At 67.1% G+C, this 17770-nt stretch carries 14 protein-coding genes; 5 read left to right on the top strand and 9 right to left on the bottom strand.

Annotated elements, in window-relative coordinates; genetic code table 11:
• Positions 1 to 73: 73 nt before the first annotated feature.
• Complete coding sequence (locus tag GD429_RS29175) at positions 74 to 1501, bottom strand: MFS transporter (protein ID WP_152862223.1); 1428 nt, start codon at positions 1499 to 1501, stop codon at positions 74 to 76.
• A gap of 343 nt (positions 1502 to 1844) precedes the next feature.
• On the opposite strand from GD429_RS29175, the gene GD429_RS29170 reads away from it, so the two are divergent.
• From GD429_RS29170 to GD429_RS29160, 3 genes are read left to right on the top strand one after another with little or no spacing between them, the layout of a single operon-like run.
• Positions 1845 to 2837, top strand: coding sequence for an aliphatic sulfonate ABC transporter substrate-binding protein (locus GD429_RS29170; protein WP_152862221.1), 993 nt, complete (start codon positions 1845 to 1847; stop codon positions 2835 to 2837).
• A 10-nt stretch (positions 2838 to 2847) separates the two neighbouring features.
• On the top strand, positions 2848 to 3702 hold the full coding sequence (locus GD429_RS29165; protein ID WP_193727229.1) for an ABC transporter permease: 855 nt from the start codon (positions 2848 to 2850) through the stop codon (positions 3700 to 3702).
• Complete coding sequence (locus tag GD429_RS29160) at positions 3699 to 4535, top strand: ABC transporter ATP-binding protein (protein WP_152862217.1); 837 nt, start codon at positions 3699 to 3701, stop codon at positions 4533 to 4535. The genes GD429_RS29165 and GD429_RS29160 overlap by 4 nt, the downstream gene beginning before the upstream one ends.
• A gap of 49 nt (positions 4536 to 4584) precedes the next feature.
• Here the strand turns inward: GD429_RS29160 and GD429_RS29155 are convergent, their stop codons facing one another.
• The 7 genes from GD429_RS29155 to GD429_RS29125 all read right to left on the bottom strand — a co-directional run bounded on the left by GD429_RS29155 (position 4585) and on the right by GD429_RS29125 (position 11640).
• Entirely contained in the window at positions 4585 to 5115 is a 531-nt protein-coding gene (locus GD429_RS29155) for an OsmC family protein (protein WP_152862215.1), read from the bottom strand.
• Between the two features lie 72 nt (positions 5116 to 5187).
• Complete coding sequence (locus GD429_RS29150) at positions 5188 to 6264, bottom strand: substrate-binding domain-containing protein (protein WP_152862213.1); 1077 nt, start codon at positions 6262 to 6264, stop codon at positions 5188 to 5190.
• Positions 6265 to 6528: 264 nt separating this feature from the next.
• Entirely contained in the window at positions 6529 to 7587 is a 1059-nt protein-coding gene (locus tag GD429_RS29145) for an ABC transporter permease (RefSeq protein ID WP_152862211.1), read from the bottom strand.
• 15 nt (positions 7588 to 7602) lie between these two features.
• Positions 7603 to 9111 (bottom strand): sugar ABC transporter ATP-binding protein, encoded by a 1509-nt coding sequence (locus tag GD429_RS29140; RefSeq protein ID WP_321574952.1) that lies wholly within the window; start codon positions 9109 to 9111, stop codon positions 7603 to 7605.
• Between the two features lie 487 nt (positions 9112 to 9598).
• Positions 9599 to 10516: an AEC family transporter gene (locus GD429_RS29135; protein WP_152862207.1), complete on the bottom strand. Its 918-nt coding sequence runs from the start codon at positions 10514 to 10516 to the stop codon at positions 9599 to 9601.
• A gap of 73 nt (positions 10517 to 10589) precedes the next feature.
• Positions 10590 to 10730, bottom strand: coding sequence for a pyruvate kinase (locus GD429_RS29130; RefSeq protein ID WP_227791782.1), 141 nt, complete (start codon positions 10728 to 10730; stop codon positions 10590 to 10592).
• A gap of 169 nt (positions 10731 to 10899) precedes the next feature.
• A complete protein-coding gene (locus GD429_RS29125) occupies positions 10900 to 11640 on the bottom strand; it encodes a GntR family transcriptional regulator (RefSeq protein WP_152862205.1) in 741 nt (246 codons plus the stop codon).
• 157 nt (positions 11641 to 11797) lie between these two features.
• Here GD429_RS29125 and GD429_RS29120 point away from each other — a divergent pair, with 157 nt between their 5' ends.
• On the top strand, positions 11798 to 13360 hold the full coding sequence (locus tag GD429_RS29120; RefSeq protein ID WP_321574951.1) for a DASS family sodium-coupled anion symporter: 1563 nt from the start codon (positions 11798 to 11800) through the stop codon (positions 13358 to 13360).
• 38 nt (positions 13361 to 13398) lie between these two features.
• A complete protein-coding gene (locus tag GD429_RS29115; protein WP_152862203.1) occupies positions 13399 to 15813 on the top strand; it encodes a hypothetical protein in 2415 nt (804 codons plus the stop codon).
• 571 nt (positions 15814 to 16384) lie between these two features.
• On the opposite strand, the gene GD429_RS29110 is transcribed toward GD429_RS29115, so the two are convergent.
• Positions 16385 to 17752, bottom strand: a complete 1368-nt coding sequence (locus GD429_RS29110; RefSeq protein ID WP_152862201.1) for an LLM class flavin-dependent oxidoreductase — start codon at positions 17750 to 17752, stop codon at positions 16385 to 16387.
• Positions 17753 to 17770 lie beyond the last annotated feature (18 nt).

Raw genomic sequence — 17770 nt, 5'->3', positions numbered from 1 at the left:
CGCAGACGGCTTCGTGCGGTCCGACGAAGCCGTTGGTATTTTCCGGGGGCGGCGAACGCGCCCCCGCCAGCGTTTACGCGGCGCTTTCGTCGTCGATGTCGCGCGCCGTCGGCTCGTAACGCACGATCAACAGAAACACGATCGGCGTGACCGCACTGATCGCGACGACCCAGAACATGTCCGTACCGAGGCGAGCCTGCAGGATCGGCAGCACGAACAGCGCAAGCGCCTGGCCGATGCCGCACAGCGAACGCCCGAAGCCGACACCGGTGCCGCGGATCGACGCCGGGTAAGACAAGGTGGGATAGATCATCATCTGCGCGCCCGGCCCGAAACCTTCGGCGAACAGCCAGGTGCCGAGCATCAGCAGCACGATGCCGACCGCGAGCGCGCCGTGCGGATGCCCTGCCAGCGCAAGCGCGACAAGCGCGACGAACTGCAGCGCGAAGCCCGCGATCGCGACATGACGCGACGGATATCGATACGCGAGGCGCATGCCCAGCAAACCGCCGGTAAACGCGAACAGAACGTTCAGCGCGAGCGACGCCGCGATCGTCTCGAACACGCCCGCGCCGAGAAACTGCGACAGGATCGACGGCAGGAAGAACGCTATCGCCGTGTATTCGAACGGGATGCACAGGTTCATCACGCTGGCGACGATCGTGCGCCCGAGATATGGACGCTGGAACAGCACGCGAATCCGCACGTGCGGCTGGCTCGGCTCGCGTGATGCATCCTCCGCTTCGTGTGCGTGAATGCCGTACGACTCGCGAAGGATTCGCGCGGCATTGGCGAGGTCGCCCTGGTTCGCGGCCCACAGCGGCGATTCGTTCATGAAACGATTCCTGACCAGAATGATGACGAGCGCAGGCACCGCGCCGAAAATCAGCGACGCGCGCCAAAGCCATCCCGCATGCTCGGCCGGCAGCAGGAAATACAGGCCGAAGATCAGCAGGAAACAGACCGACGACGCCACGTACCACATCGGGCACCAGGCGGCGAGCCGCGACGCCTTGTTGCCGCGGCCGCTGAACTTGGAGAATTCCGCGAGAAACGCCATCGCGACGGGCAGGTCGATGCCGACACCGAGCCCCATCACGAAGCGTGCGCCGATCAGCACCCAGACGTTCGGCGCAAGCCCGGCCGCGATCGCCGCAATCACGAAAAACAGCATGTCGGCCATGAATACCTGATAACGACCGATCCTGTCGGTCAACCACCCGCCGATCAGGCTGCCGAAGATCGTGCCGATCATGATCGCCGAACCGACCAGTCCGGTCAGTGCCGGCGTCAGACCGAACTCGCGCGCGACGTCGTCGATGCCGTAGGACAACGTCGTCAGGTCGTACGCATCGAGAAACACGCCGCCGAGCGCGAGCAGCACGATCATCCGCGCATGGCTGACGGAGCTGTCCGTCGTATTGATCAGGCGCGCCACGTCGCTCGCGGAGCGGATGGGCGCGGAAACTGGCGTGACAACATTCAGATCGATCGAACTCATCGCATTCCTTGGTTGCGCCGAATGTTCGGCGATATACACAGGAGCCAGGAACACAGCACGAGCATTCGCTGTCGACAGCGCGTGGAGCGAACGCTCGACCGTCGGCATGTACTGTCGTCGGGTTCCGGCAGCGGAGATTCTGTTCTCGCGATCCGGTTATCCCAAGCGATATAAAGCGATAAATTATTCGGTGTGCGTCATAAAGTTGCTCGTCGCGCGTGCTTAGCAGCAGCGCGCATGTGCAATCGCGGATTTCTTCGTTACCGGATCGCCGGCGCTTCGGTACATTGGACGGTCACCCTGCCTGTTCGCGGCACGTTGCCGCCCTTCCGGAGATTCCCCGATGAAGCTGTCCTGGTCCCGCGCGTGGCAATCCGCGGCCTTCGTGGTTGCCGCGCTCGCCGGTCTCGTATCGATGCACGCACATGCGGCGACACCCGCGGAGATTCGCGTCGACTATGCGTACTACTCGCCGGAAAGCCTGGTGATCCGCCACTTCGGCTGGCTCGACGACGAGTTCAAGGCCGACCGCACGTCGATTCGCTGGGTGCTGAGCCTCGGCAGCAATCGCGCGCTGGAATACCTGAACAGCGGCGCGGTCGACTTCGGATCGGCCGCAGGGCTCGCGTCGGTGCTCGCCCGTGCAAACGGCAACCCGATCCACGCCGTCTACGTATTCTCGCGCCCTGAATGGACCGCGCTCGTGGTCCGCAAGGATTCGCCGATCCGCTCGCTCGCGGACCTGAAGGGCAAGAAAATCGCCGCGACGCGCGGCACCGATCCGTTCCTGTTCACGCTGCGCGCGCTGCACACGGCCGGCCTGACGCGCGACGATGTGGAGATCGTGAACCTGCAGCATCCTGACGGACGCACCGCACTCGCGAACGGTCAGGTCGACGCGTGGGCCGGTCTCGATCCGCACATGGCCGCCGCCCAGCTCGACGACGGTGCGCGCCTGCTATACCGCAACGTCGCATTCAACACCTATGGTTTCCTGAACGTCCGCGACGCATTCGCCAGCCAGTACCCGCAGGCGGTCACGCGCGTGCTGAAGGTCTACGATCGCGCACGCCAATGGATCGTCGCGCATCCGGCCGACACCGCGCAGATCGTCGCCGACGAATCGAAGGTATCGCTGCAGGTCGCGAAACTTCAGCTTCAGCGCAACGACTTCAGCGACCCGGTGCCGGGCGATACTCAACGTGCGGCGCTGAAGGCAGCGGCGCCGGTGCTGACGGCCGAACAGTTGACCAAGCCCGGCGTCGATCCCGCGAAGGTCGTCGATGCGCTGATCGATCCGGCATTTGCGCGCCCGCTCGCCGCCGCGTCGCACTGAGTTGACGCCGATGACGGACACCGCCACTCGCGACGACGCGCTCGCGCCCCGCCGCCTTGCATCGCCCCGCGCGAGCCGGCGCGAGCCGCTTCGCGCGTGGCGCATCGCGGGCCTCGCGCTGCCGTTCGCCGCGCTCGCGCTGCTGGAATACGGCGTGCGGCACGGCTGGTTGCCGAACCATCTCGTCCCGGCGCCGAGCGAGATTCTCGATACGCTCGCCCGGATGGGCATCACCCGTGTCGCGCGCCATATCGGTGCGAGCACGCTAAGAGTCGCGGCGGGTTTCGCGGCTGGCGCCGGGCTCGCACTCTTCGTCGGCGCGGCGATGGGCCTGAGCCGCCGGATCGACGCGCTGCTGGAGCCGACGTTCCAGGCGCTGCGTGCGATTCCGTCGCTCGCGTGGGTACCCGTGCTGCTGCTGTGGCTCGGCATCGACGAAGCGCCGAAAATCACGCTGATCGCGATCGGCGCGTTCTTTCCGGTTCACCTGGCGGTGGTCGCCGGTATTCGCGACGTCGACCGCAAGCTCGTCGAGCTCGGCGAGGTATACCGGCTTGGCCCGGTCGCGCTGTTCCGTCGAATCCTGCTGCCGGCCGCGCTGCCGCAAATCGTTACCGGCCTGCGTACCGGCCTCAGCCTCGCGTGGATGTTCATGGTCGCCGCGGAGCTGATCGCGGCGACGCGCGGCCTCGGCTTCCTGTTGAGCGACGGCCGGGAAACCGGGCGCCCCGATCTCGTGTTCGGCGCGATCCTGCTGCTCGCATTGCTCGGCAAGCTGACCGACGGTGCGATGCGGCGCATCGAGTCGCACTGGCTCGGCTGGCGCGATGCATTCGACAACACGCCGCGCGAGGCGTCGAAATGAGCACGCTGCCTTCTGCGCACACGACAGCGGGCGCCGATACGCCTCTGCTCGACCTGCGGATCGCCCGCAAGCTTTACGGAGATCGGACGATCCTCGCCGACATCCCGCTGCAGGTTGCTCGCGGCGAGATCGTCTGCATGGTCGGCCCGAGTGGCTGCGGAAAAAGCACGCTGCTGCGGATCGTCGCCGGTCTCGACGCTGACTTCCGCGGCAGCGTGAAGCTCGACGGAATCGCGCTCGACGGGCCCTCCCCTCGCATCGGCGTCATTTTTCAGGAACCGCGGCTGCTGCCGTGGCTATCGATCGCGGACAACGTCGGCTTCGCGTCCGGCCCGCGAGGCGGCCGCGAGCCGACCGTCGCACGGCTGCTCGACGAAGTCGGCCTTGCCGGCGTCGCGCGGCAACTGCCGGCCACGTTGTCGGGCGGGATGGCCCAGCGCGCGGCGATCGCGCGCGGGCTGTTCGGCGAGCCGGACCTGCTGCTGCTCGACGAACCGTTCAGCGCGGTCGACGCGATCACCCGGATGCGGTTGCAGACGCTGCTGCTCGATGTGGTTCACCGTCACCGGATGTCCGCGATCGTCGTTACGCACGATCTCGACGAGGCACTGTATCTTGGCGATCGCGTGCTGATGCTCGCGCCGAACCCGGGCCGCGTCGACGACGAGATCCACGTCGAGGTTGCACGGCCGCGCGATCGGCGCGACCCGTCGCTGGCCGCGCAGCGTGCTCGATTGCTGGACGCGTTCCAGCGCTTTCACGATCGTGCGGACGGCACGAGACGCCAGCCGCACGGACATCAGGCATCCGCATCAGGAATCCGAGGGTCTTGATATTCCCCGCCATGAGCCGGCAAGTCCTGCAAGCATGCGCCCCCACGCGTCATGCACGGATATGCCGCAGTTCGCCGTCGATGGTCTGCGGCAGCCTCAGCAGGTTGAAGATCGGGCAGACCGCTTCGACCGCCTGATGCAGCGCGCGAATCGCGTCGGGTGGCTCCGGCGACACGATATCGAGCGTATAGCGGAGGTTGTGCGGGAACACGGGCACATGCTCGAAGCCCGGCTGCTGCGCAAGCGGATGCTGGTCGCCGGTCACCTCCACCTCGATCGAATCGATCTTCAGGCCGCGCTCGGCGGCCTGGATCAGCGTGATGTGCGTGAGGCAGCTGCCCAGCACGCCGAGCTGCAACTCCGGCGACGCGGGCCCGAGGTTATAGCCCGCGAAGTCGGGCGGACTGTCGCTGATCACCTGGAAGTCGCGAATGCGGATCTCGCGCACGCCGCTGCGGCCGAGCGCGCGCACGGTCGCCTTCAGCGGCGTCGCCTTGAAATCGGGGTCGTTGCGTGCCGCTTCCTGCTTCGCGCGCCACGCGTCGCGTTTTTCGGCGAGATAGTCGTTCAGGGTCGTCATGGCCGGGTCGTCGGTGCGTCAGTCGGTGGTGCTTCGTACGGGGCGGCGTCTGCCGCCCGCTGTCGGCGGCGCTCAGTCCGCCTTCGGAATCCACGCGGCGGTCGCCGCGTCGCTCGCGCGGAACGCCGGGAACTTCGCGCCGAGTTCGGCTACGGTCCGGATGTCGTTTTTCACGAGATCGTCGCGCGTGATCAGCGTCGGCTTGACGACGATGCGCGCTCCCGGGTCCTGGCCGGCGACGAGCAGCGCGGCGGCCCGCACCGACACGGCGCCGACGATCGCGGGATTGGTCGCGGCCGTCGCGACCCACGCGCTGTTCGGCGCGCGGATGGCCTCGATGTCGGCGGTCGAGATATCCGCGCTGTAGATGCGGATCTTCGACGACACCTTCGCTTCGTCCGCGGCGAGCTTCGCACCGCGCGCGAACTCGTCGTAAGGCGCGAACACGACGCGAATGTCGGGATTCGCTCGATAGGCCGCTGCCGCCTGATTCGCGACCGATTGCGCGATCGGATTGTCGACGGTGCCCCAGCGTGCCTTTTCCTGCACCTTCGGGTGCGCGCGCTTGAAGTCGCGCCATGCGGCATCGCGCCGGTCGAGCGGCGCAAAGCCGGCGACATACACATAACCGGCCGCGAATGCGTCGCCGTTGTCCTTGACCGCCTGACCGAGCAGCAGGTTGGCCAGGTCGCGATCGCTCTGCTCGATTTGCGGCACCTTCAGATTGCCGAGATCGACATCGAACGCGACGACCTTGATCCCCTTGTCCAGCGCGCGCTGAACGACGTCCTTCAACGATTCGGGCAAGCCGTGGTTGACGATGATCGCGGACACGCCGATGCTGATCGCCTGCTGGATCTGCTCGCGCTGTTCGGCCGCGTCCTGCCGGCCCTCGTAGATGCGCAGATCGACGCCGAGCGCCCTCGCCTGCTTCTGCGCGCCGGCCTCGTAGGCCTGGAAGAAGTCGCCGGTCGACAGATAGTTGACGAGCGCGATCTTCACGCCGCCCTTGTCGAACGGCGCGGGCGCGCCCTTGATCGGGCCGGCGTGCGCCGCGGGTGCGAGCGCGGCCAATGCAGCCGCGAAAAACAGCGTGAGCACGCCGGCCTTCCGGTCGATGCGTGACTTGCGGCGAAGCGGCGAGTGCATGGTCTTCGTGTCTCCGTGGGGACGATATCCGCACAATCTATCAGCGCGACACGCGCGTTCAAACCGAGCGATTCGGCAATCGATATTCCTTCGGATTTCAAACCGATTGCGGCGGCGGCGTGTCGATTCGGGAATAAGCAATCGAGCGCGCGCGTGATAACCGTCTCGGGAATCGATGGTTGGGAACCGCGCCCGCGGTTGACTACGATCGCCGCGACACGGCGCAGCCGCGCCGCCTGATGCGGCGGCGCGCGCCCCACCCCGTCACGCGCGCGTGTCCGCACGGCGACCGATGCCGAACGTGAACGCCAGCGCGAGCACCAGCAACACGCCCTTGATGAAGTCCTGCATGTAGTACGGCGCGTTCAGCATCGTCAGCCCGTTGAGCAGCACGCCGACGAATACCGCGCCCACGACCGTACCGAACACGTTCGGCCGCCTGGCGCCCCACACGGCGTAACCCACCAGCGCGGCGGCCACCGCGTCGAGCAGTAGCGAGTGCCCGGCGCTCACGTCGCCGCGTCCGACCCGAGCGGCGATCAGCACGCCGCCCAGCGACGCGATCGCACCCGACACGACATACGCGGCAACCCGGTAGCGCGCGGCCGGCGCGCCGGCGAGCCGCGCGGCCGTTTCGTTGCCGCCGATCGCGTAAATCACGCGGCCCCAGCGCGTCGCCTCCATCGCGACGCAGGCCAGCACCGTCACCACCGCGAGCAGCAGCACCGGCAACGGCACGACGTCGAACAGGCGCAAGCGCCCGAGCGCGAGAAATGCGGCGGGGAACACGCCTGTCGCGTCCGTGCCGTCGGGCAGCACCGACCCGGTCGCGAGCGACCGGCCGCCGGTCGGGATCAGTTGCAGGCCCGCCAGCAGGAACAGCGTGCCGAGCGTCGCGAGCTGGTCGGGCACGCGTAGCCGCGTAATCAGCAGGCCGTTGAACAACCCGGCGGCCACACCGAGCGCGATGCAGGCGGCCACCGCCGCGAGCGTGCCGCCGTGCCAGACGACCAGCACGTAGCTGGCGGCCATCTGCGCGGACGCGGCCACGCTGCCCACCGACAGGTCGAAGCCGCCCGCCGCGAGCGTGATCGTCACGCCGATGCCGAGCAGCGCGACGATCGACACCGCCTGAAGAATGCTGAACAGGTTGTCGAGGTTCAGGAACGCGGGCTCCCTGACCGTGAACACGACGACGAGAGCGACCAGCACGAGCAGGATGCCCGTGCGTTCGAGCGCCGCGCGAATGCGGGCCGGCGCGGGGTGGCGCGCCCGTTCGCCGGGCAATGCGTCGTGGGCCAGGGAAGAGGAAACGGGTTTCATGGGAGGCGCGGTCACTCAGGAGGAAGACGGAAGCGGATGGTCGAGCGTGGCGCGATCGAACCGCACGATGCGATCGGCGATTTCGGCCGCTTCTTCGAGATCGCTGACGAACACGAGCGTCGCGCGCTCGTGCGCGTGGCGCCTCAACGTATCGACGATATCGGCGCGCGCGCCGGCATCGATGCCTTGAAACGGTTCGTCGAGCAGCAACAGCCGCGCGCGTTCCGCATGCCAGCGCGCGAGCACGACTTTCTGCTGGTTGCCGCCGGACAGGCGCACGAGCCGGTCGTCCGGGCCCGTGCAGCGGATGCCGAAAGCGGCGATCGCGGCCGCGGCGGCAGCGCGTTCGCGAGCCGGCCGCACCGCGCCGCCCGTGAACCAGCGCGGCAGGAACGGAAAGCTGATCGTGCCGGCGATCGACGCGAACGGCACGCTGTCGGGAAACAGCGACGTGCGCCAGCGGTCCTCGCCGGCCAGGAACACGCCGGCTCGAATGGCGTCGGCCGGCGAGCGTGGCCGCCACGGCCGACCGTCGAGCGTCATCTCGCCGGCGGCCGCGCGCACGGCGCCGAAGATCGCATTGGCGAGGCGCGACTTGCCGCCGCCGACCGGGCCCGCGATCGCGACGATCTCGCCGCGCCGGACGTCGAGATCGAACGGCGCGCTGGCCGGTAACAGCCGCAGGTTTCGCAGGCTGAGGCCCGCTTCGGGCGACGACGCGGCGCGGCCCGCGTCCGCCGCGCGCGCTTGCGGCAAAGGCCGTCCGATCATCGTTTCCACCGCGGCATCGAAATCGACCGGCGCGGCCAGATCGGCGACGATCCGGCCGTCGCGGACGATCGCCACGCGATCGGCAATGCGGCGCAAGTCGCCGAGCCGGTGCGATACCAGCAGGATTGCGACGCCGTCGTCGCGCAACGCATCCAGCAGCCCGAAGAGCCGCTCCGCTTCCGGCGCGGACAGGCTCGCGGTCGGCTCGTCGAGGATCAGCAGGCCGGGCTGCCCGGCGAGCGCACGCGCCAGGGTCACACGCTGCTGATCGGCCAGCGACAGCGACGCGAGCGGCGCCGACAGGTCGGCGTCGAGCCCGACGCGCTCGGCGAGCGGTCGCGCCGCAGCGCGCCGCGCGGCCGGCGGCACGCGCCACGGCGAGGCCGGATCGCACAGCCGGTCGAGCAACAGGTTGTCGGCGATCGACAGTGTCGGCACGACGGCGTCGGCGACCGACTGGTGCACGGTGGCGACGCCGAGCCGCTTCGCCGCGTGCGGCGACGCCGGCCGATAGGGTGCGCCGCGCAGCGTCAGCGTGCCGCCGTCGGGCCGGATCACGCCGCTCAGGATCTTCACGAAAGTCGATTTGCCGGCGCCGTTCGCACCCATCAGCGCGACGACTTCACCGGCGCCGATCGACAGGTCGAGCGCCGCCAGCGCGACGGTCGCGTCGAACCGTTTCGCGATGCCGGCGGCGCTCAGGACGGGCGGCGCCGGCGAGCGGCGCGGTCGATTGGCGAGTACTGCGCTCACGATCGCATCCATCGGCATCCATGCCGGTCAGGCGAACCGTGCCGCCCGACCGACCGGTCGCATTCGAAGCCGCGCTCGTTATCGCTCGCAAACAACCCTTCGATCGCGCACCCGGATGCGGATACGAAACGTTCGCCGTCATGCTTCGAGCCGGCACATCCTGCCTCCGGCGAAAACAGCACATCGCGGCTCATGTCGGGCACCTCCCAGATTCGTCGCTCCGCCGGGACAAACGCATGCTGCGCCTGCCGCTCCCGATGCGGCCGGTCGGCGACCGGATAGTCGACTCTACCGCCCGGCATCGCGTGGCCCTACCAATGTTTTGGGGAATCGATATCCGTCCGTCAGCCCCCGGCTGCTGCGGATTGCCGGAATGCGCGCCGGAAGGTCCCGATCGCAGGATTCGCCCATCGGAAATGCAAAAGGCCGGTCAGTGCAACCTGGCCGGCCTTGTGCATTTCGCCACACCACCTCTCGCGAATCCGGTTCAGCCGTGGAACACAAGCAGCACCAACGGCATCGTGACGGCCGCAAGCGCCGTCTGTACGGTAATGATGCCAGCGGACAATCGGTGATCACCGCCGAGCAGCTTCGCCATGATGTACGCGGACGGTGTACACGGCAGTGAATTGAACAACACGATCGTCGTGAGTGCCGGGCCCCGGATGCCGAGGCTGAAACCGATCCAGAAGGTCAGCAGCGGCACGAGCAGCAACTTGATCACCGACGACTGGAACACGGGGCCGCGCGCCGCCTTCGCGGCCTTCACGTCAAGGCCCGCTCCCACCGCGAGCAGTCCGAGCGGGAGCGACGCAGCGCCGAGAATCGACAGCACGCTCGACACCACACCCGGCAAACCCAGCCCGCCGAGATTGAACGCGGCGCCGAGTACGACCGACATGATGACCGGGTTCCTCAGCAGCGCGCCGCCGATCTGCCATGCCGACGGTGCGCCACCACGGCCGTGACGCATCAGGATAATGATCGATGCGACGTTCAGAAGCGGAATCGCGACCGCGATGCTGATCGACGTGAGCGTGAGACCGACGCTCCCGTACAGCGCCGCCGCTGCGGCAACACCCACATACGTATTGGGCCGTAACGCCCCCTGGATCACCGACGAAAACACGGCCCCCGGCTGCCGGCTCCACGCTCGCCACGCATAGAGCAGCGCCGCGCTCGCGGCCACCGCGCCGAGGATCGCGACCGCGATCGGCCGCACCGGAAACTGCGTCAAATTGGCTTTCGCGACCTGGCTGAACATCAGCGCGGGAAACATGTAGTAGTAGTTCAGCGTTTCGCATGGCAGCCAGAATTCGTCCGGCAGTAGGCGGCGCTGCCGCAGCACGAATCCCGCCAGGATCAGCACGAAGATCGGAACCAGCGCGGTCAGGACATTCTGCATCGGTTGCGCTCCCGTCACGCGAAGACCAGCGTCTTCGCGAGCACGACCGCGCCATAGACGCCGATGAATGCGGTCATTGCGCGTTCGTACAGCGGCGCACGGGCTCGCGTGCGTTGAGGCGCGCGACGGTCATGCCCGAACGGTACAACGCAAGAAGCGTTTCAGCGGTATTCGACGCCGGTCCGATCGTCGCGATGATGGTGGTCTTTGACATTTTTCTGGTCCGATGAATTCGGAGCACAGAAATATGACAGAACCGCGAAATTCCGAGAAAGAATAAAAAGTGCGAAATCTAGATCGAAAGGTGATTTGGAAAACGCGCGGGCGCCTTGCCCGATCGATTGACTGCGCTCAGGCCATCGTCGCGTGACTGAAAGCACGCTTCAACCGACAAACCGTGCCTCGACACCGCTTCGGACCACCAGATCAAAGCGCTCGGGCCGTATATGAAACACCGTGGATTCACACGTACGGCCGTCGGCCAGATGCGACGTCCGCCGCAACACGAGCAGCGGCGCTTGTTTTCCCGTCTTTAGCCGGGCAGCGATATCGTCCGGCGCGGCCACGGCCGTCACCGACATCTCGGCATCCGTGATGCGCCAGCCAACCAAGGTCTCCAACACCTCGTAGGTCGACATGCTCTCGGCCTGCTCGAAGGTGAAGGTACGCGCATCGGGCAGCAGGCAGGTCTGCGCGAGCGCGACAGGTTCGTCGTCGACCCAGTGCCGGCGCTCGAGATAGATACAGCGCGTGACGTCGGCGGCGAATGCCTGCCGCAAGCCCGGCGGTACGTCGCACGCTTCCATGCGCAGCAATTCCATCCGTGCCCGTGCGCCCTGCCCGGCGATCGAATCGTGAAGCCCACGCAGCACGTCGAGCCGATGCCGCAGCCGCTGCTTCGCGGCGAAGGTCCCTTTGCCCTGCTTGCGCTCGACGATGCGCGCGTCGGTGAGGCGATCGAGCGCGAGCCTGACGGTCACGCGGCTCACTTGAAAACGCTCGCTCAACCGGGCCTCTGACGGCAGCTTGCCGGTCGGCTCGTACACGCCGCGTTCGATCTCGTCGCGCAGCGTCGTCGCGATCTGCTCGTAGAGCGACGTCGTGTCGTCACGCACCAGCGTCATCGGTCGTTCCTCTCCGTGCTCGGCTCGCGCTATGCGCGATCTTCGATATCGATATGAAAAGCAATTGGATCGCTCAACTTGTATTAATACGTATTATTACATCTCGACAGACGGTCGGGTCTGCTATTTCAGCGCCCGACGCACGGGGAGCATACCAGTGACCGAAAACGCAATCGGCACGCCGTCGCTGGACGGTGCGCAGGCAAGCCGGCCGTCGCGGGCCGAACCGGCAGCGGAGCGGCGCTCCGATCCGCACGCGACGGGACGATCGCGTGGCGCGCAGTGGCGTGGCGCGATCGGCTTTGCCGCCGCGTGGCTCGCGTTCTTCGCGATCGCATGGTGGTTGCCCGCGCCCGCGCATCTTTCCGCAGAAGGCAAGGCGACACTCGCGGTCGTCGCATGGGTCGCGATCGTGTGGATCACCGACGCGGTTCCTGTCGGCGTAAGCGGCATCCTGCTGCCGATGCTGCTCGTGCTGTCACACGCGAGCCCGTCGTTTCCGAAAGCGGCAAGCGGCTTCGCCGCGCCCGTCGTGTTTCTGTGTCTCGCCGCCTTCCTGTTCTCCGCGATCATGCAGGCGTGCGGGCTCGACCGACGCATTGCATTGCTGCTGCTCGATCGCCTGAAGGTCCGCACGGCTAACGGCGTGATCTGGGCGATGTTCGCGGTGAACTGCGTGATGGCGCTCGTCGTGCCGGCCGCGAACGCACGTGCCGCCACGTTGCTGCCGGTCACGAACGGCATCGTCCGGCTGTTCGGCGAATCGCCGCGCGAGCGCGCTGCCAGAAAGGCGATCGTGATCCAGACGCTCGTATACGGCGCGATGATCAGCGGCATGTGTATCCTGACGGCCCACCTGCCCAACATGGTCGTGTCAGGGCTGCTCGAAAAGCAGCTCGGCATCCGGATCTCGTATCTGACGTGGCTGAAGCTGCAGTGGCCATACCTCGGGATGTTCGCGATCACACAGGGCTGGGTGCAGTTTTATTTCCGCTCGCGCGCGGTTGCGATTCCCGGCGGTCTCGACGCGATCGCGGCAATGCGTCACGCGCAACCGCCAGCCACGCGCAACGACGCGATCGTGCTTGCGCTGTTCGCGGGCGTCGCCGTGCTGTGGGCAACCGAACCGTTCCATCATCTGCCATCGGAAATCGTCGCGCTGATCGCGCTCGCACTGTTGTTCGCACCCGGCGTGCTGCGTTTCGGCTGGGCCGAGGTCGAGCAGCGCACGATCTGGGGCACGTTGTTCCTGCTGGCCGGCGCGCTGTCGCTGTCGTCGGCGATCAGTGCGTCCGGGCTCGCGAACTGGGCCGCCGATCATATCTACGTCGCCGCGCGTGGGCACGGCTGGTGGCTGGCCATCGCGATCGTGATGCTCGGCACGCACGTGATCCGCATCGGCATGCTGTCCAACGTCGCGGCCGTCACGATGATCGCCCCGATCGCGCTTGCCCTCGCGCCGCGACTCGGTCTGCATCCGGTCGCGTTCACGATGCTGGTCAGCGACACCGACAGCTTCGCGTACCTGCTGCCCACGCAGATCACCGCCGGCGTCATCGCGTATAGCAGCGGCGCGTTCTCGACGGCCGACTACGCGAAGGTTGGCGTGGTGTCGGTGCTGATCGCGATCGGCTATGGCCTCTGCGTGATCGCGCCGTGGTACGCGTACATGGGCATCCCCGTCTGGGACGCGAGCGCGCCCTGGCCGTTCGCGCATTGAAGCGCCCGCATTCCATCGCCATCCTTTTTGAGTTCCCCATGAACGAATCCCACGACATCCTCGATACCGTTGATGCCCGCGCCGCCGCGCTGCGCGACCGCCTGGGCCCGCATGTTGCGCCCGAAGGACTGTACGAACGCCACAAGCGTCTGCCCTTTGCAGGACGCGTACGTTGCAACGTCACGCGTCTCGAAGCCGGTGAGTGGAACGAAATCGTGCTCGACTATGAAGTCGGCTCATCGGGCATCGCCGACGGCGGCTGGCTGAAGGCCACCTTCAAGTTCTATTCCGACTGGGCGCTGTTCCAGACGAGCGACCCGAGCGCCGCGAACTACATCAGCGCCGAATACCATGCGGCACCGCTCGTGCCGGGTCAGAGCCCGGCCACGGTGCAGGCGCTGAACGTGCGCTTCGACCAGAAGGGGCATGAACGGCCGTTCCAGAAGGCCGTGATCGTCGACATCGTCGACGGCTACGTGAATGCCGGCGACCGGATCGTGATTCGCCTCGGCGACCGTCGGCGCAGCCCCGGCACGCGCGTGCAGACCTTCGCCGAGGACAGCTTCCGGTTCCGGCTCTACGTCGATCCGCTCGGCACGTCACGCTTCGTCGCGGTGCCCGGCGACGTATCGATCGACATCCGCGCCGGCGCGCCGTCCGACATGCTGCTGAACGGCCCGCGCTTCGTACGGCCGGGCACGCGCGCGCCGTTCCGGCTGTCGCTGCAGGACTGCTGGGGTAACGCGTGCCGCGACGTCGGCGGCGCGGCACGCGTTACCGCGTACGACGCACGCGGCGAAACCGTCTACCGGCGCGAGCACGTACTGCCCGACGCGGGGTTCGCGAGCGGCGCGGTCGACGACCTGCCGACCGATGCGGGCACGCTGCGCATCGTGGCCGACATGCCCGCGCGGCCAGACGTGCGCGCGGCCGAAGCGTGGCTCACGGTCGACGCGTCGCTGCCCGCGCCGCGCGCGCTGTATGCGGATCTCCATGTGCACGCGCATGACACGGTCGGCACCAACAGTCCCGAGTACAACGCGCGCTACGCACGCGACATCGGCGGCATCGACGTGCTTGGTTATACCGCGAACGATTTCCAGATCACCGACGAAAACTGGCAGCTTGGTGTCGAGGCGGTCGAGCGCTTCAACGAGCCGGGCCGCTTCGTTGTCTATCCCGTGCAGGAATGGTGCGGAAGTTCGACCGCAGGCGGCGACCACAACGTCGTGTTTCTCGGCGACGCTCGGCCGGACTTCCCGTACAACGCGCGCGGCGAACACAACCGTACGCTGGTCTGGAACGAGGACATGAAGGGCCATACGGTCGAACTCGGCCGCTGGCCCGTCGAGGAACTGTGGGACGCGTATGCGGACGATGCCGCTCAGCATCTGGTGATGCCGCATGTCGGTGGCCGCCGCTACATCCCCGACTGGCACCATCCGGAGCTCGAGCGACTCGTCGAGATCGCGTCGTCATGGGGGCATTTCGGCTGGCTATACCAGGACGTGATCACGCGCGGCTACCGGCTTGGCGTAGCGGCCAGCGGCGACGAACATCGCGGCCGGCCGGGCGGCGGCGCGCCCGGTGTGCAGGTGTTCGGCGTGCACGGCGGGCTGACCGGCGTGCTCGCGCCCGCGCTCGACCGGAAGAGCGTTGGCGAAGCGCTGCGCGCGCGCCGCACGTGGGCGACCACCGGCGAGCACAGCGCGCTGCTCGTGCGTTGCGGCGATTACTGGCAAGGCGACGCGTTTACGCACCGCGGGCCGGCGCGGCTCGACTACCGGCTGCTTGGCCAGTCAGGCTGGGAATACGTGGCTGCGTACGATCACGAAGGGTTGCTGTGGGAACGCAACCTGCATGCGGAACTCGGCTACGCCGATCGCCTGATTCGTATCCGCTGGGGCGGCGCGCGCATCCGCGACCGTTACCGCTGGGCCGCGTGGCGCGGCCGGATCCGCATCGGCAACGGCACGATTCACCGTTTTGGATCGCACGGCTTCGAGCATGTCGAGGAGTCGGCATGGCGCACCGGCGCGACCGACGTCGAGTTCCGCAGCGATACCTATGGCGACGCCGACAGCATCGAGCTCGACATCGGCAATCTCGCCGGCGCGACGATCGTCATCGAAGGCACGATCGACAGCTTCGCGAAGGTCGGCGATCCACTGCAGCGCAATCCGTTCGTGCATGCGCCTGCGTTCCGTTTTGAAATCAGCGGCGCGGAACTGCTCGCGCGCGGCGCGGCAACGCATGCGCTCGGCGGCACCGAGCTGTTCGTCGCGGTCGAGCGGCTGACCGACCAGCCGCTACCCGTCGATCTCGCAGGCAGCATCGACGTGGCCCCCGGCAATGCGCCGTTCGGATGTCGTCCCGTGTATTTCTTCGGACGGCAGCGCAACGACAGCAAGGTCTGGTCGTCGGCGCAGTTCATCACGTTTGACTATCCATGAACGAATGCGAGGATGGGTGCACCAATGTCGAGCCAACGATGTATTCGACACATTGATGTCGCAGTCGACAGGGGACGCAACGCGGACCGGCGTCCAGGTGGGTTTCGACAGTAACGGCAGATTGCGCGGCAGACACGGCGACGTCGCGACACCCGTGCTGTTCCGTAATGGCTCTACGCAAATCAAAGCAGCTTCGTGATCGCATGATCGAAACAGTGCCGGTGCATACCGCAGGAGTGGAGGAGCGCACCGAGGGACCGTTGACTCATGCATGCATCGGGCCGTCTGCCCCGTCCGGCTACCGATCGTGGAAACGGGCTCGACAACGCGCGATTACGGCATGTTACACACGCGCGTCGCTCCCGGAGCGGTCGACCATTGCCCGTCCGACATGATCCGACACGACCGACGCGTCGTGTGCAAACAGAACGGCGAGCGGCGCGCGCGAGCCGCTCACTCCAATGCATCGGTTCAGGTCCGACGATAACGTACGCGTGCGCCGGTCGCTGCTCGGTGTCGAGAACGCTCTACGATGAGCGGCAAGCGTCCGTCCTTTGGGTCCCGGCGGACATCACGATTGCCGGAACGACGCACCATAAGCACTGTCCGGCAGGCGATCGCCCCCCCCCAGGCGCGAACGGAACGTCCCGCCCGGCGGCAGCGTCCGGTACAGGCCGCGCTTCTTCAATTCCGGCACGATCAATTCGGCGAAATCGTCGAACGTGCCGGGGCTGATCAGCGGATTGAGCATGTAGCCGCTCGTCGTCGACTGCCGCGCATGCTCGGCGATCTGGTCGGCGACTTCGTCCGGCGAACCGACGAGAATCAGGTCGGTGCCGCGCGTAACGCTCGCGAACTTGCGGCGCACATCGCCGGCCGTCAGCGGCTTGCCGCTGCCGTCCGGCCGCATCACGTAGGACGTCAGCCCTTCGGTCTGCGTGGTCAGCGGCTCGTCGTCCGCATAGCGATCGATGTCGATGCCGGTGTCGCCCGCGTAGCTGACGAGCTGTGCCTGCAGGTGATAGTGCTGCTGCAGCGCATGGTATTTCTCCTTCGCGTCGCTTGACGAGCGCGCCGTCACGATCCGCAGCACCGTGAGCGCCTTCACGTCGTCCGCCGCACGGCCGTTTTCGACCGCAAGCCGGCGAATCTCGTCGAGACCGGTACGGATCTCGTGCGGATTCGACTTCGCGACGAACACCACTTCGGCGTGCTTCGCCGCGAATTCGCGTCCGCGCCCGGACCAGCCGGCCTGAATCAGTACGGGCGAGCGCTGCGGCGACGGCGCGCACACGTGCGGGCCGTGCACGCGATAGTGCGTGCCTTCGTGCGCGATCGGCCGCACGCGGTCGCCGCGCGCATAGCGTGGCGCGTGCTTGTCGGCGACGACTGCGTCGTCCGCCCAGCTCCCTTCCCACAGCTTGTAGACGACATCGAGAAACTCCTCCGCGCGCGCGTAGCGTTCGTCGTGGCCGATCATCCGGTCGAGCCCGAAATTGCGCGCCGCGCTCGTCAGGTAGGACGTCACGATGTTCCAGCCGATCCGGCCGTTGCTCAGGTGATCGAGCGTGCTGAAGCGGCGCGCGAGCGCGAACGGATGTTCGTAGGTCGTGCTCGCGGTCACGCCGAACGCCAGGCGTTCGGTCTGCGCGACGAGCGCCGGGATCAGCATCATCGGATCGTTGGCCGGCGACTCCACCGCCCACCGCAGTGCGGCGTCGGCCGACCCGCCGTACACGTCGTACAGGCCGAGCACATCCGCGAAGAACAGCATGTCGAGATCGACCTGCTCGGCCTTGCGCGCGAGGTCCGACCAGTACGCGAGCGTATTGGCGCGCAGCCGTTCGTCGGCGGGATGGGTCCAGAGGCTCGGCGCACCGCCGCAGCCGACGCTGGCTTGTTCATAGAGGGAAAACAGCAGGGGGCGAGGATCGGACATCGTCATGCTCAATGCGGG

Origin of the sequence: Burkholderia sp. BE17 (genome assembly GCF_009362305.1) — a bacterium.
Classification (GTDB): domain Bacteria; phylum Pseudomonadota; class Gammaproteobacteria; order Burkholderiales; family Burkholderiaceae; genus Burkholderia; species Burkholderia pyrrocinia_C.
This window is presented reverse-complemented; position numbering and strand designations above follow the sequence as displayed.

Bases quoted from the DNA above. Each gene is read 5' to 3' on its own strand.
- GD429_RS29175 (WP_152862223.1), bottom strand. From the start codon at position 1,501: ATGAGTTCGATCGATCTGAATGTTGTCACGCCAGTTTCCGCGCCCATC.
- GD429_RS29170 (WP_152862221.1), top strand. From the start codon at position 1,845: ATGAAGCTGTCCTGGTCCCGCGCGTGGCAATCCGCGGCCTTCGTGGTT.
- GD429_RS29165 (WP_193727229.1), top strand. From the start codon at position 2,848: ATGACGGACACCGCCACTCGCGACGACGCGCTCGCGCCCCGCCGCCTT.
- GD429_RS29160 (WP_152862217.1), top strand. From the start codon at position 3,699: ATGAGCACGCTGCCTTCTGCGCACACGACAGCGGGCGCCGATACGCCT.
- GD429_RS29155 (WP_152862215.1), bottom strand. From the start codon at position 5,115: ATGACGACCCTGAACGACTATCTCGCCGAAAAACGCGACGCGTGGCGC.
- GD429_RS29150 (WP_152862213.1), bottom strand. From the start codon at position 6,264: ATGCACTCGCCGCTTCGCCGCAAGTCACGCATCGACCGGAAGGCCGGC.
- GD429_RS29145 (WP_152862211.1), bottom strand. From the start codon at position 7,587: ATGAAACCCGTTTCCTCTTCCCTGGCCCACGACGCATTGCCCGGCGAA.
- GD429_RS29135 (WP_152862207.1), bottom strand. From the start codon at position 10,516: ATGCAGAATGTCCTGACCGCGCTGGTTCCGATCTTCGTGCTGATCCTG.
- GD429_RS29130 (WP_227791782.1), bottom strand. From the start codon at position 10,730: ATGTCAAAGACCACCATCATCGCGACGATCGGACCGGCGTCGAATACC.
- GD429_RS29125 (WP_152862205.1), bottom strand. From the start codon at position 11,640: ATGACGCTGGTGCGTGACGACACGACGTCGCTCTACGAGCAGATCGCG.
- GD429_RS29115 (WP_152862203.1), top strand. From the start codon at position 13,399: ATGAACGAATCCCACGACATCCTCGATACCGTTGATGCCCGCGCCGCC.
- GD429_RS29110 (WP_152862201.1), bottom strand. From the start codon at position 17,752: ATGTCCGATCCTCGCCCCCTGCTGTTTTCCCTCTATGAACAAGCCAGC.